This is a genomic window from Pseudoalteromonas sp. T1lg122 (assembly GCF_002964825.1).
Lineage (GTDB): Bacteria > Pseudomonadota > Gammaproteobacteria > Enterobacterales > Alteromonadaceae > Pseudoalteromonas > Pseudoalteromonas gelatinilytica.
Map to the genome: position 1 here is coordinate 450,317 of NZ_PQCG01000032.1, position 14,758 is coordinate 465,074.

Genomic DNA, 14,758 nt, shown 5'->3' on the forward strand with positions numbered 1-14,758 from the left:
GGCTGTGCATGCAGCCCTAGATTATTAAGGGTTGTTCAGATGATGGACATTATGTTCACTTTATCAAATTGGTTGTGAGATGAAGTTGGTACTTTCATGAAGGTATAAGAATTTGTTAAATATTAAATGGAGTGTTGTGTGAACTTCCATGAAGCTAAATCAAAAGCGATGTTTAAGAAGATTACAGGGATAATCATAGCATTCCCAGCTATTATATCTACCGCCATTTCTGTGCTAAAAATGTTGTACTTTCGATTGGATGATGGCACAGCATTTGGCGGTGCCATTGCTAAGCCTTTCAAACAATTAGTACAGTTTATTTACGAAAACACAGATATATTAAATCTATTTTGGCAACATTCTCCTACGCCAGATTTGACGGATTTGCCAGATAAACAGAATTTATATTTTTTTGCAGTTTATATATTATTTTTTGTGGGCTTGGCGTATTTTTCTTCGGGGGCACAGTTAAGTCGTCGATTAAGAAAAATGAGACAAAAAATTGAAGATCAATTAATTGAAGAGTCAATTAAAGGGACTGTAAGAAAGAATAGACAACAAATTGAAGAGTCGATCGAGGTACCATCTTCAACTATATTTTCACAATTTCATCAATTGTACGTTGCCCCGTTTGTTACAGCTGTTGCTGGCGCTATAATTTTAAAGTTAGTGGGGGTATAAAACACTAGTAAAAGAATACATGGTTATCGAAGCGCTTTTATCTCGGTAATCTTGGTATTCTATGGCCAGTTTAATTCGGCTGTCATAAAAAGGGAGTTACCACCGTAAACATACAGCCCGTATATTTTGTATCAGTAACATTTGACTATATAAACAAAAAGAGCGCCTTATGGCGCTCTTTTGTATATGATTTACTCTCAAACTTTATTAAAGTTTCAAACTTGCTTTTGTAGTTTCAAACTTCATTCGAAAGTGACATTTAATCAAACCTTAGTCACGGTATGTCTCTACCGCTGGGCATGAACAAACTAGGTTACGGTCGCCGTATACGTCATCGATACGGGTTACTGTAGGCCAGAATTTGTCTTTTGCTACGCTTGGTACTGGGAATGCAGCGTAGAAACGGTCGTATGCACGATCCCACTCATTGCCTAGTACGTCTGCTTGTGTGTGCGGTGCAAACACTAGCGGGTTGTTTTCAATTGACCATTCGCCAGATGCGATACGGTCGATTTCTGACTTGATTGACACCATTGCTTCGATGAAACGGTCGATCTCAACTTTAGACTCAGACTCAGTTGGCTCAATCATTAGTGTGCCAGCAACTGGGAATGACATAGTTGGTGAATGGAAGCCGTAGTCTTGTAGACGTTTAGCTACGTCCATTTCTGTTACGCCTGTTTGCTCTTTGATTGGGCGTAGGTCAACAATACACTCGTGCGCAACGCGGTTGTTACGGCCACGGTATAAAATTGGGTAGTGCTCGCTTAGCTTCTCAGATAAGTAGTTAGCGTTCACGATAGCCATTTCTGTAGCTTGTTTTAAGCCTTCAGAGCCCATCATGGCAATGTATGCCCACGAGATTGGTAAAATAGCTGCTGAGCCGTAAGGGGCAGCAGAAACCGCACCGTTACCGATGTTTGTGCCAGCAACATTAATTACGCTGTGGTTAGGCATAAATGGCGCTAGGTGAGATTTAACACCGATAGGGCCAACACCTGGACCACCACCACCGTGTGGAATACAGAATGTTTTGTGTAGGTTAAGGTGCGATACGTCAGAACCGATTGAACCTGGGCTTGTAACACCTACTTGCGCGTTCATGTTTGCGCCGTCCATGTACACTTGACCGCCGTGCTGGTGCACGATGTCACAGATTTCACGAATTGTTTCTTCGTAAACACCGTGTGTAGATGGGTAAGTGATCATGATACAAGATAGGTTTTCAGATACCTCTTCGGCTTTCGCTTTAAGGTCTGCCATATCAACGTTACCGTTTTTATCACAGTCAACAACCACGATTTTCATGCTTGCCATTTGTGCAGACGCTGGGTTTGTACCGTGCGCTGAACTTGGGATCAAACATACGTTACGGTGACCTTCACCGCGTGACTCGTGGTATTTACGAATCGCGATTAAGCCTGCGTATTCACCTTGTGCACCTGAGTTAGGTTGTAGTGAAACTGCATCGTAACCTGTGATGTTTACTAACCAATCATGTAACTCAGTCATCATGATTTGGTAACCCGCTGCCTGATCAAGTGGGCAGAATGGGTGTAAGTTTGCAAACTCAGGCCAAGTGATTGGGATCATCTCAGCTGTCGCATTAAGTTTCATCGTACATGAACCTAATGAGATCATTGAGTGGTTAAGCGCTAAGTCTTTGTTCTCTAGGCGCTTGATGTAACGCAACATTTCAGTCTCGCTGTGGTACGAGTTGAAGTTAGGGTGCGTTAAAATTTCGTCATCGCGTACTAGGCTTGCAGGAATTGAGTTGCTGCCATTTACTTCGATTTCGTTTGCAAGTGCATCAACGCTCAGACCGTGGCCTTCACCTAAGATGATGTCGAATAGCTCAGCTACGTCTGCACGCGTTGTTGTTTCTGATACAGAAATTGAGTATTCACCTGCGCGGTTAGACGCAAAGTTAACGCCGTTTGCTACTGCACGTGCAACGATTTCGTCTTTGTTATCTGCAACAACAGTCAGTGTATCGAACCATGTGTCGTGCTTAAGGTTTACACCTTTCGCTTTTAAGCCTGCCGCTAAGATGTCTGCAAAAAGGTGGATACGCTCAGCGATAGTTTTAAGGCCTTGTGGACCGTGGTAAACCGCGTAGAACGCTGCCATGTTCGCTAGTAGTACTTGCGCTGTACAGATGTTTGAGTTGGCTTTTTCACGACGAATGTGTTGTTCACGTGTTTGCATTGCCATACGTAGTGCGTCGTTACCTAAACGGTCTTTAGAAACACCGATAATACGACCTGGTAGTGAACGCTTGTACTTGTCGCGTGTTGCGAAGAATGCAGCGTGTGGACCACCGTAACCCATAGGTACACCAAAACGCTGTGCTGAACCAAGCACTACGTCTGCACCTAGTTTCCCTGGAGCTTTAAGCAATAATAAGCTCATGATATCTGCAGCAACACAGGCAATCGCTTTTTTGCTTTGTACGCCAGCGATTAAATCAGTTACGTCAGTGATTTCACCGGTTGTTGATGGGTATTGGAATAACGCACCAAAAATGTCGTGGTCTAGTGCTTCAGCTGCTTTACCAACGATAACGTCAAAACCGAATTGCTCTGCACGTGTTGCAACAACGTCGATTGTTTGTGTGTGTACGTCTTCAGCGATGAAGAATGTGTTTGATTTAGACTTAGCAACACGCTTTGCAAGGCCCATTGCTTCTGCCGCAGCCGTTGACTCGTCAAGTAATGACGCGCTTGCTAGATCAAGACCTGTTAGGTCTAGGGTCATAGTCTGGAAGTTTAATAATGATTCTAAACGACCTTGTGCAATCTCTGGTTGGTATGGTGTATACGCAGTGTACCAGCCTGGGTTCTCAAGTACGTTACGTAAAATTACGTGTGGTACGTGAGTTGGGTGGTAGCCTTGACCGATGTATGATTTGAACACTTTATTTTTGCTTGCTACTGATTTTAAGTAGCTTAGTGTTTCAACTTCAGTGCGGCTTTCGCCAATTGATAAACCTTGCTCTAAGCGAATGCTTGCAGGTACCGTTTGACCGATCAGCTCTTCAACACTCGATACTCCAAGAGCGCTCAGCATGTCGCTTACTTGCGCTGGGCTTGGCCCAATGTGACGGCGAATAAAATCTTGCTTTTGCTCTAATTGTTCAAGAGATTTGGCGTTTGACATTTGTCCAGATTCCTATGATCCAAAAAAAAGTGGTTACTGCCAATGGGTAACTGGCAATAACTTAAAAACGTGTTGATTTAGTAACTTACAGCGTATGGAAAGGTAAGCTATAAAATCATAAAAGCCCCTGTGAAACCCAAGCTACGTATTTTATTAGCTGGGGATCTAGACGGGGCTTTTAGTCGGCGTGACTAATTAATTAGTCTTCGTCGATTGTGTTAGCGTAGCCTTCAGCGTCTAACAGGTTATCAAGCTCTGATGTGTCAGATGCTTTGATACGGAATAACCAACCGTCAGTGTACGGGTCGTTATTTACTGTTTCAGGCGAATCTTCAAGATCTTCGTTGATTGCAACGATTTCACCGCCGATTGGTGCGTAGATGTCTGATGCTGCTTTTACAGACTCAGCTACTGCGCAGTCTTCACCCGCGTCAACTTCATCACCAACTTCTGGTAATTCAACGAATACCATGTCGCCAAGAAGTTCTTGTGCGTGCTCAGTGATACCTACAGTAAACGTACCGTCACCTTCGTCGCGAACCCACTCGTGTGAAGTAGCATATTTTAATTCGCTTGGGATATTGCTCATCTTTTTGTTCCTTTGGTTTATATTGGGTGATAACACCAAATTTTTTATAGTTTAGATAACTGATTTGCCGTTACGTACAAAGCAAGGTTTAACAACCTTAACGTTAACCAGTTTTTTACGCATCTCTACTTGGGCTGTTTCGCCAGTTGAACGCGGAACGCGTGCTAGCGCAACACTGTGACCAAGAGTTGGTGAGAATGTACCAGAGGTAATCACCCCTTCACCACCTTCAACGATGACTTTTAAACCGCTACGCAATACGCCTTTTTCTTCAAGCACTAAACCAACTAGTTTGTCTGTGCTCTTGTCAGCGCGTTGCTGTTCTAATACTTCACGACCGATAAACTTACGATCTTCTGGCTCCCATGCGATTGTCCACGCCATGTTTGCAGCAAGTGGAGAAACACTTTCGTCCATATCTAGGCCGTAAAGGTTCATACCCGCTTCAAGACGTAACGTATCACGTGCACCTAGACCCGCTGGCGCTACGCCTGCGTCTAGAAGTTGTTGCCATAAATCAGCAGCTTGATCGTTAGGTACTACGATTTCATAACCATCTTCGCCAGTATAGCCTGTTGTCGCAATAAATAAATCACCTGCTTGCACACCAAAGAAAGGCTTCATACCTTCAACAGCAGCTTGTTGCTCTGCGTTAAGTACTGTTGCTGTTTTAGCACGTGCGTTAGGGCCTTGAACGGCAATCATTGCAAACTCAGGACGCTCAGTAACTGTTACGGCGAAATCAGCCGAAACGTTAGCTAAATGCGCTAAATCTTTTTCACGTGTTGCTGAGTTAACAACTAAACGATAGTTTGTTTCTGAGAAGAAGTAGATGATAAGGTCGTCGATTACGCCGCCTTCTTCGTTAAGCATACCTGTGTAAAGTGCTTTACCCGGTACAGTTAACTTAGCAACGTCGTTTGCAACTAGTTTACGTAAGAACGCTTGTGCTTGCTCGCCTTGAACATCAACAATTGTCATGTGAGATACGTCAAACATACCTGCATCTGTGCGAACCGCATTATGCTCTTCGATTTGTGAGCCGTAGTTGATTGGCATTTCCCAGCCGTGGAAATCAACCATTTTTGCGCCAGCTTCAAGGTGCTTAGCATGTAAAACTGTTTTAGAAGTCATAATATTCCTTCACTTTTAAATTAACCCACAAGTTGTGGGGCGTGGCCTCAATTTAATGAGGGGGAATAACATGGGCGGCGATTATACATTAGTTGCACAGTTGTCACACCCAAATTGCGATTTTGTAACTAAAAAACAGCTAAACACTCAAGTGCGTAGCTGTTTTAAAAATTTTATGTTTTAAGCAACGTTGGCTAAGGCTAAATCAAAGCCGAGCTGCTGTAAGTGCGTTTGCCATTTATCAAGCTCTGCTTGGCGCGCCACCAGCTGAAATTGCTGTGTTGCTTGGTTATCTATGGCGGTAATAAATACCTCACCACTTTGTGCACCATAGCAGCTGCGCATGTCTGATAAACGCAGCCCAGGCGTTAGCTTAAAGCTGTCGACCAAGGCGTCAAACGCTTGCTCACCACTTAGGGTTAGCGCGCTTAAATCGTCACGCATTACATAATCAATGTCGTAACGTAGTTGTTGCTCATTAATAAGCGACTGTAATTGCACGCTGGCATCTTTACCTAATACAAAACGAAATGCAGTTTCGTTAAAGTAATACAGGGCATAAGCGTAGCTGCTTGTTAGGTCATCGTCTAATGAACTACGTAAGCCTAAACCACTGGCGGTTAGCTTATTAATATCAAGACCTAAAATAGCCGTTAAAAATGGGATTGCTTCAGTGCCACTAAAATCCATAATGGCAGTATCGCTATTAGCTTGTAGCACGTTGTCTGCTGGGGTCTCAGCTTGGCTGTGGCGAGCAAACATTATTGGCGTAAAAGTCATATGTGACACCTATCAATCATTAATGGCTGAAGTATATTGCGCCGTGCTAGCAACAACAAATTGTAATTATTTATCAATTGATAAATAATGCTTATATATACAGCCCTATAAATAGAATTTTTTAATGAAAAACATTTCTACCGATAGTTTACGTACTTTAGTCACTGTTGTTGAAGTTGGCGGATTTGCCAAAGCAGGTGAATTATTAGGGCTATCGCAACCGGCTGTGAGCTTACAAATAAAGCGCCTTGAAGACATGCTGGGCCATAAGCTGTTTAAAAAGCAAGGTCAGCGCCAAGTGCTTAATCAATATGGCGAATTGCTTATGCCATTAGCAAAGCAAATGCTGCAACAAAACGATGCCATTTTGCAGCAGTTCACCAGCGAAAACGTGACCGGTAAAGTGCGCTTGGGGATCCCCAGTGAATTTGCTGCACGTATTTTACCGTCGATCATTGGTGACTTCGTGGCCCTCTACCCTGACGTATCGCTCGAAGTGCGCTCTCGTTTGAGTAAGCATTTATTATCGGTCTCGCGCCAAGATCAATTCGATTTAGTGTTGGCATTAAACGAAGAGCTCGAATCAGCCAAGTTCCCGATTTTTATGCAAGACCAACTCGTATGGGTGGGTGATTTAAACCTGGCACAAAACGATGTGGTAACGCTTGTAACCGCCCCAGAGGGATGTATTTATCGCCGCCGCGCAATCGAAGCACTACAAAGTGCGGGTATTAAATACCGCATTGCCTACAGTAATGCCGACTTAACTGGCCTAACTGCGGCGTTAAAAGAAGGCTTAGGCATTACGGTACTAGCAAAAAGCACCGTACCGAATGAGCTTAACTACCAACTGCAAACCAAAGACCTCCCCGAGCTTGGTCAAATCGGTATTAGTTTAATTAAACGCACCGACGACCCCGGAACCGCCGTAGACAAACTCGCCGAATTCATCGCCCTACGTTTGACGTAGGTTTGAGTTGCGAGTTAGCAAGTTAGCAAGTTAGCAAGTTAGCAAGTTAGCAAGATTGTAGCCGCGATTTTATATCGCGTAGGAATTTAGCTAGGTGCTAGGTGCTAGGTGCTAGGTGCTAGGTGCTAGGTGCTAACAGCATAGTGTTGGTTTCGAATTGGTAAAGGGAGCTCCCTACCTAATCGACTTTTTTCGGCGTTAAAACGCCTCCTACACCTCGTATCTCGTCCCTCGAAATTCGTACCTTTCCCCTTTACTCTTGCTAACTCGCTAACTTTTCAATCTGATAGCTGATGACTCCATACGTTGGGTTTCGCTCCGCTCTACCCAACCTACGAGCTGATAGCTCCTTTACCCTTTCTCCTTGCGACTCGCTAACTTGGGTATTTTAATCTAACTTCTAACCACTGATATCTAATATCTCCTTTCTTGTTCGGCGTTAAAACGCCTCCTACAACTCGCATCTCGCAAACTTTCCCCTTTACTCTTTCCCCTTTACTCTTTCCCCTTTACTCTTTCCCCTTTACTCTTGCTAACTCGCTAACTTTTAATCTGATAGCTGACGGCTGAAATCTGAAAGCCCCAAGCGTTAAGTTTTACTTAACACCCTCCCAAACCCAATATCGTAATACAATACTACTGTATTTCTTATACCTGATTTAATTCAAAAACTTACAGTTCAGACCTGTTTTAGTACAAATAGGATTGATTCGCATTATTTTACATGTTTAAATTGCGCCCGTTAAAAATATCTAAACACTACAGGACACACAATGACACCTAAGTTTATTGTTTCTACGCTTTCGACTGCGGTCGCTTTATCTCTAAGCGCTAATGCTTTTGCAAAAGATGTAACTAAAGAAGAGAAGAACTTCGAGCAAATCACTGTAATTGGCTCTGCATCTGCAATTAACGATATTCCTGGCTCTGCTACTTTTATTGGTGAGCAAGAACTAGAAAAGTTTGAATATACTGATATCTCACGTGTTTTAAGTGCGTACCGGGTGTATATGTACAAGAAGAAGACGGCTATGGCCTTCGCCCTAACATCGGTATGCGTGGTACGGGTACGGGTCGTAACGACAAAATCTCTGTAATGGAAGATGGTGTACTTGTAGCACCAGCACCTTACTCTGCGCCTTCTGCTTACTACTTCCCTACGATGGGTCGTATGGAGTCTATCGAAGTACTTAAGGGTGCGGCGTCTGTTAAGTATGGCCCACGTACAACAGGCGGTGTTTTAAACTTAGTTTCTCGTAGCCTACCGACTGAAGGGTCTAAAGGTTTACTTAACGCTGAACTTGGTAGCGACGGTTTCTATAAAGGTCATGCTTACTTCGGTAAAAAGAAAAACAATGCTGCGGGCCTTGTAGAAGTATTTACTTACGGCGCAGATGGCTTTAAAGATTTACCAGTTGGTAGCGATAACACTGGCTTCGAAAAGAACGATTTCTTATTAAAGTTTGGTTTTGATTTTGGTGATAACGAAGCACACAGCCTAGAAATGAAGTTAAAGTACTCAGATGAGCGCTCTGACGAAACGTACATGGGTTTAACAGATGCTGATTACCAAGCAAATCCTTACCGTCGTTATGCGGCTTCGCAAAAAGACGAAATGAACACGCAACACAATGCATATCAAATTAACTATGCATACCGCTTTGGTAAAGGTTACGAGTTACTTGCTACTGCATACTTAAACGACTTCCACCGTAACTGGTATAAAGCAAGTAAAGTGGGTGTAAGCGATTTAGAAAAATACAGCGAGTTTGAAGCAAACCCAACGAGCGAAGGTATTGAAGGCGTTGCAGTAAAAGCAAACAACCGTGATTACCAAGCAAAAGGCTTACAAACTGAGTTCCATATTCCTGCTGGCGATCACTACATCACTGTGGGTGCACGTTACCATGAAGATGAAATGGACCGCTTCCAATGGCAAGACAAATACACGCTTAATCAAGACCTATCAATGACGCTAACTGAAAAAGGCGTACCGGGTTCTGATAGCAACCGTGTAGACAGTGCAGAAGCGACGACCCTATTCATTCAAGATGAGTGGACAATTGATGCGTTAGTTATTAGTGCAGGTCTTCGCTACGAAGACATCACAATCAAACGTGTTGAGTGGGCAAAGTCTGATCCATCACGTGCTAACGGCTTAACAAAAGATATTAGCAACGACACAGAGATCTTAGTACCGTCACTAGGTGCCACTTACACAGTAAGCGACAACCTAACGCTTCTTGCTGGTATTCAAAAAGGTTACGCTCCAGCGGCACCGGGTAACGCAGATCAAGAAGAAGAAGAGAGTGTTAACATCGAGCTTGGTGGTCGTTACGATTACGCGGGCATTCAAGGTGAAGTAATCTACTTTAACTCTGACTATACAAACATGCACGGTAACTGTACTGCCGCTGTTGGTTGTAACGACAACAACATTGGCGACCAATACAACTACGGTGAAGTATCTGTGTCTGGTTTTGAGCTAAGCGCGGGTAAAGTGTATGCGACCAACGCAGCTTCATTCCCAGTTCGCTTAACTTACACTTACACAGATTCTCAATTCGAAAATGATTTTGAATCAGAGCTTTGGGGTAGCGTAGAAAAAGGCGATGCAATGCCATACGTACCTGAAAACCAATTAGCGCTTTCAGTGGGGGCTGCGTTCTCAAGCTTCGTATTCGATACGCAAATGCGTTATGTGTCTGATGCACACGCAGACTTAACAGACTCAGGTCGCAATGCAATCGACAGCCGCGTGGTGTGGGATTTAGCGGCTAAATACCTCATCGATGACAAACAAAAAGTATACCTAACAGTAGACAACCTGTTTGACAAAACCTACGTTGCAAACCGTGCAAACGGCGGTATTCAACCAGGTAAACCACGTACCCTACAACTAGGTTACAGCTACTCGTTCTAATAAAACGACTTAGCGAAATATCAAAAGCCGTGTGATGAAAATCCCACGGCTTTTTTGTTGGTGTTAGTTAGCAAGTTAGCAAGTTAGCAAGATTGTAGCAGCGATTTTATATCGCGTAGGAATGGTTAAAGGTGCTAGGTGCTAGGTGCTAGGTGCTAGGTGCTAGGTGCTAGGTGCTAGGTGCTAGGTGCTAACAGCATAGTGTTTTTTTTTGGGGTTGGAATACCTCCCTATTTGACTTTTTTCGGCGTTAAAACACCTCCTACAACTCGCATCTCGTCCCTCGAAACTCGTACCTTTACTCTTTCTAACTCGCTAACTTTTCAATCTGATAGCTGACGACTGATGGCTCCAAGCGTTGGGTTTCGCTCCGCTCTTCCCAACCTACGAGTTAATGAATCAAGCACTGTAAGTCGTCATTTATGGCGACACATAATCACTAACATCGACGGGCTAAAGCCCGACCTACGACTTACCCGTTGGTTTGAGAAGCATCGCGCGAAATAAATTTCACGCCTACAGGTGAGCATTTCAGCTCTTTTGTTTTCAATCTGATAGCTGAAGGCTGAAAGCTGATAGCTTTAGTTTAAGATCAAAAAAGCCGCGGTGATGGGCGTACCGCGGCTTTGTCTAACTTGAAAAATCAGTTTGCTGGGTTACTTCCAGCTTCTCATCTTATGGCCTTTTAAGGCGTAGAATAAAATGAATACATAACTTGGGATCATCACAATGTAAGCGCCTTGTGCACCAAGGCCTGCTACGTTTCCTAAACCGATTAATAACGGGCCTAGTGCACCACCAGCAATACCCATGATCAATAAGCCTGATGCGGTGCCTGTTAAGCGACCTAAGCCAGCTAAAGCCAGTGGCCAAATTGCAGGCCAAACCATAGCATTAGCAAAGCCAAGTAACGCAATGCATAACAATGGGTCTGGTAATTGTGGGCCACCAAATGGCACTAATAATAGGTTTGAAATAATGAACGAGTCATTGCTACCAAGTACCACTAACATCACGGTTATAATACCGGCAATACCCGACATTAATAACGCCGTTTGTTGGCTCATAAAGCGTGGAATAGTCAAAATACCAATCGCGTAACCAATCAACATACACGCCATAGTGTAAGAGGTCATAACTGAGTAGTCGGCAATGCCAATTTGTAAAGCGTACGAGCCAATGGTATCTGCTGCAATAACTTCAACAGCAACGTAAAGCGCAATACCCACTACACCTAAAACTAAGTGAGGGTGTGCTAGGGTTTCTTTAATTTCACCTTTACCGTTTGATGTTTCGTCTTCATCAAACACTAAATCAGGTAATGGTGCAAATTTCGCAAAGGCGGCAAATAACATGATTAAAGCAGCAATCAACACATAAGGCATGATAAGGCTATTTGCCATAATGTCTTTTTGCTCTTGCGATAATTTACCTGCGCCATCAACCACACCGCTTACTACTACAGCTGCAAAAATCACAGGCACGATAACACCCGCAAATTTGTTTAATAAGCCCATGATACACACGCGCACAGCGGCTGATTTTTCAGAGCCCATTTTCACCACATATGGATTAACAGCGGTTTGTAGCACGGTTTGTCCAACACCTATCATTAACTGTGCGAACAAGAAGATTTCGATCATTTGCAGTTTCGCAGCAGGAATATACATCAGCGCCGATAAAGCCATAATCGCACAGCCAATTGCCATACCATTCTTATAACCAACGCGCTTGATCAGCATAGCTGATGGGATACCGGCAACTGTTACCGCAATATAAAAAGAAGAGATGATAAACGAAGCTTGTAACGGCGAAAGCTCAAGCATTTGCTGCAAAAATGGTGTAATTGCACCATTAAGCCACGTTATACACCCTAAGATAAAAAACATTGAGCCGGCCAATACCATTGGCAGCCAGATGCTTTGTTTTGTGTTGTTGTCACACTCAACCGTTGCTTCCATAATTGTTCTCTTAGTTTAATTATTTTTATTTGGTTGGAATCTAGTATACAACTCAACAGAGTTGTTTAATTTCCATACCAATCACAAAAATTTAATCATACACTAACAAAAATGACAGCGCTATCATTTTGCGTTCATATAAGTGCAAAAAAGCCGCAGCTAATTGCTTAGCTGCGGCTTAAACTAAATAGTAACAACTAGTTAGGTGTTATTTACCAATTGCTTCTTTTGCGAACAAATGTTTAATTGGGCCAAGGTTGTCTACAAGGCTTAAACCAACACCACGTACGAGTTTTTTCAGTGGGTTAGCGCCTGCAAATAACTCTTTTAAGCCTTGCATCATGGCAATGTGTTTTTGCGCATCAAGCTTGCGAGTACGTTCATAATCACGCAGCGTGCGCGCACTTGCAAACTCGCCTTGCTCATTACTTAATAGCTCAATTAAATAAGCGGCGTCTTTTAGGCCAAGGTTCATACCTAAACCAGCTAATGGGTGAATGGTATGCGCTGCATCGCCCATTAATACCACTTTACCCGACACCCACTGCTGGCCATAACGCATCTTAAGTGGAAACGCCATGCGCTCACTTTGCACTTCACATAAACCACATTGGCCATCGAGGGCTGCCATAACCGCTTTATTAAAGTTGTTATCATCAAGCGCTAAAAGTGTGTCGCAATGCTCAGGGCTTGTTGACCAAACAATTGAGTGCGTATGTTTATCTGGCAAGGGTAAGAACGCCAGCGGCCCGCTTGGTAAAAACACTTGGCGTGCCGTGTTGTTATGCTCATCAGCGGTTTTAACTGTGGCAACAATGGCGTGATGGTCATAATCTTTAAAAGTAATTGGCATATTGAACTGCTTGCGAATAGCCGAGTTAGCCCCATCAGCCGCCACTAATAATTTAGCAATTACAGGCTCGCCGCTTTCAAGAGTAATAAACACATCAGAATCAGTTTGATGAATTTGCTGGTAGCGGGTTTCGAACAATAAAGTGGCATTACTTTGCTTTTCAAGTTCGCTAATTAAAGCGTAGCGAATAATGTCGTTTTCAACGATATGACCGAGCTGCGGCAAATCGAGATCGTTATGATCAAAATGAATCTTACCAAAGCTGTCTTGATCACGTACATCCATCGACGTATACGGTGTAGCACGTTGTTTAATGATCTCTGGCCATACATTTAATGACTCAAATAAGCCCTGACTAGCTAGGCTTAATGCGCTCACGCGAAGTGCGTAATCATCACCCGGTAAAGTTTGATTTTTACTCGCATCAATCACCACAACGCTGATATCTGCTTTTGCTAAACCGAGTGCTAGCGTAAGGCCAACACAGCCACCACCGACAATACAAACTTGTGCTTGTTTCATATCCGTTTACCTTGCTTAACCTGACCCATAAGCTGTTTTGCCAGTGGGGTTTTTAACGAGGAGAATAAATCCATTGAGAAAAGACCAATGCTGCGACCAAGCGCAAGCAATCGTGATGAGTTTGAGAACAAACGCACTAGGCTGTCTGTGAGTGTCATCACGGTAGTAATATCTTTACTGCGAGTTTGGCTGTAATAACGAGTAAAAGCGTAATCACCAAGGTCGCTTCTATTTGCCATATCACACAATAATTGCACATCACGTAGCCCTAAATTAAAGCCCTGTCCGGCAATTGGGTGGATTGCATGGCCTGCATTACCAATTAATACTGTACGGTGGTTGCTCAGTGATTCGGCTTTACCGTACACAAGTGGATAACTTGCACGCATACCCACTTTACTAAATGAGCCACCGCAATAACCAAATGCTTTTTGCAGCGCAGCTAAAAAGGCATCGTCTTCAAGTGCCATATGGTGCTCAATTTGCTCAGGCTCCATACACCATACCAGTGAGTATCGGTTGTTACTCATTGGCAACAGTGCCATTGGGCCGTGCTCGGTAAAACGCTCAAAGGCATGATGATGATGACCACCAGCCACTTCGATGTTGGCAATAATCGCCGCTTGCTGATAAGCGCGAGTATTAAACTCAATATTAGCCAGTTTACGACTTTGCGAATGAGCGCCATCGGCAATCACCACAAGTTTTGCGCTTAACTGTTCGCCCGAGTTAAGCGTGATGATGGCACAGTCGCTTTGGTATTCAAGCTTGGCAACTGTATCTGGGCAATACAAACTAACATCAGTACGAGTAAGTTGCTGGTGAAGACTACGCCCAAATGGATTCACTTCAACCACATAGCCAAGAGCATCATGACCATATTCTTGGCAATCAATATGCGTTTTACCAAAATGACCACGATCAGATACGGTTACTTTTTCAATCGCTGCTGCAAATGGCGCATGGCAATCAAAAGCATTGATTGATTTTAAGTACTGAACAGACTGCTGAGCCAGCGCAATGCTTCTATCATCAAAGCTTGGGTGATAGTCTGCGCTTACTTCATTTGCTTCAATTATAGCGATTGATAACTGATTATTGCTCTGTTTTAGGCCCAGAGCACAACTTGCTCCCGCCATTCCACCGCCGATAATGACAACATCAAACTGCTTTGCCACGCTTGCTC

At 43.5% G+C, this 14,758-nt stretch carries 9 protein-coding genes and 1 pseudogene; 3 read left to right on the forward strand and 7 right to left on the reverse strand.

What is annotated here, in order from left to right; all coding sequences use genetic code 11:
* The first annotated feature begins 138 nt into the window (after positions 1–138).
* On the forward strand, positions 139–681 hold the full coding sequence (locus tag C2M33_RS14470) for a YniB family protein (protein WP_105174773.1): 543 nt from the start codon (positions 139–141) through the stop codon (positions 679–681).
* A gap of 270 nt (positions 682–951) precedes the next feature.
* Here the strand turns inward: C2M33_RS14470 and gcvP are convergent, their stop codons facing one another.
* The 4 genes from gcvP to C2M33_RS14490 all read right to left on the reverse strand — a co-directional run bounded on the left by gcvP (position 952) and on the right by C2M33_RS14490 (position 6,343).
* On the reverse strand, positions 952–3,840 hold the full coding sequence (gene gcvP / locus C2M33_RS14475) for an aminomethyl-transferring glycine dehydrogenase (protein ID WP_105174774.1): 2,889 nt from the start codon (positions 3,838–3,840) through the stop codon (positions 952–954).
* Positions 3,841–4,039: 199 nt separating this feature from the next.
* Positions 4,040–4,429: a glycine cleavage system protein GcvH gene (gene gcvH / locus C2M33_RS14480; RefSeq protein ID WP_062570365.1), complete on the reverse strand. Its 390-nt coding sequence runs from the start codon at positions 4,427–4,429 to the stop codon at positions 4,040–4,042.
* A 51-nt stretch (positions 4,430–4,480) separates the two neighbouring features.
* Positions 4,481–5,563 (reverse strand): glycine cleavage system aminomethyltransferase GcvT, encoded by a 1,083-nt coding sequence (gene gcvT, locus C2M33_RS14485; protein ID WP_063700514.1) that lies wholly within the window; start codon positions 5,561–5,563, stop codon positions 4,481–4,483.
* Positions 5,564–5,743: 180 nt separating this feature from the next.
* Complete coding sequence (locus tag C2M33_RS14490; RefSeq protein ID WP_054560756.1) at positions 5,744–6,343, reverse strand: hypothetical protein; 600 nt, start codon at positions 6,341–6,343, stop codon at positions 5,744–5,746.
* A 124-nt stretch (positions 6,344–6,467) separates the two neighbouring features.
* Between C2M33_RS14490 and C2M33_RS14495 the strand changes: the two genes are divergently transcribed.
* Positions 6,468–7,313, forward strand: a complete 846-nt coding sequence (locus C2M33_RS14495; RefSeq protein ID WP_054560757.1) for a LysR family transcriptional regulator — start codon at positions 6,468–6,470, stop codon at positions 7,311–7,313.
* Between the two features lie 773 nt (positions 7,314–8,086).
* Positions 8,087–10,236 (forward strand): annotated as a pseudogene (locus C2M33_RS14500) (TonB-dependent receptor family protein).
* Between the two features lie 656 nt (positions 10,237–10,892).
* Here C2M33_RS14500 and nagP read toward each other — a convergent pair.
* The 3 genes from nagP to ubiH all read right to left on the reverse strand — a co-directional run bounded on the left by nagP (position 10,893) and on the right by ubiH (position 14,750).
* Complete coding sequence (gene nagP / locus C2M33_RS14505) at positions 10,893–12,197, reverse strand: N-acetylglucosamine MFS transporter NagP (protein WP_105174775.1); 1,305 nt, start codon at positions 12,195–12,197, stop codon at positions 10,893–10,895.
* 208 nt (positions 12,198–12,405) lie between these two features.
* Positions 12,406–13,572, reverse strand: coding sequence for an FAD-dependent monooxygenase (locus tag C2M33_RS14510; RefSeq protein ID WP_105174776.1), 1,167 nt, complete (start codon positions 13,570–13,572; stop codon positions 12,406–12,408).
* Positions 13,569–14,750, reverse strand: a complete 1,182-nt coding sequence (gene ubiH, locus C2M33_RS14515; RefSeq protein ID WP_105174777.1) for a 2-octaprenyl-6-methoxyphenyl hydroxylase — start codon at positions 14,748–14,750, stop codon at positions 13,569–13,571. Before ubiH ends, C2M33_RS14510 begins: the two co-directional genes overlap by 4 nt.
* Positions 14,751–14,758 lie beyond the last annotated feature (8 nt).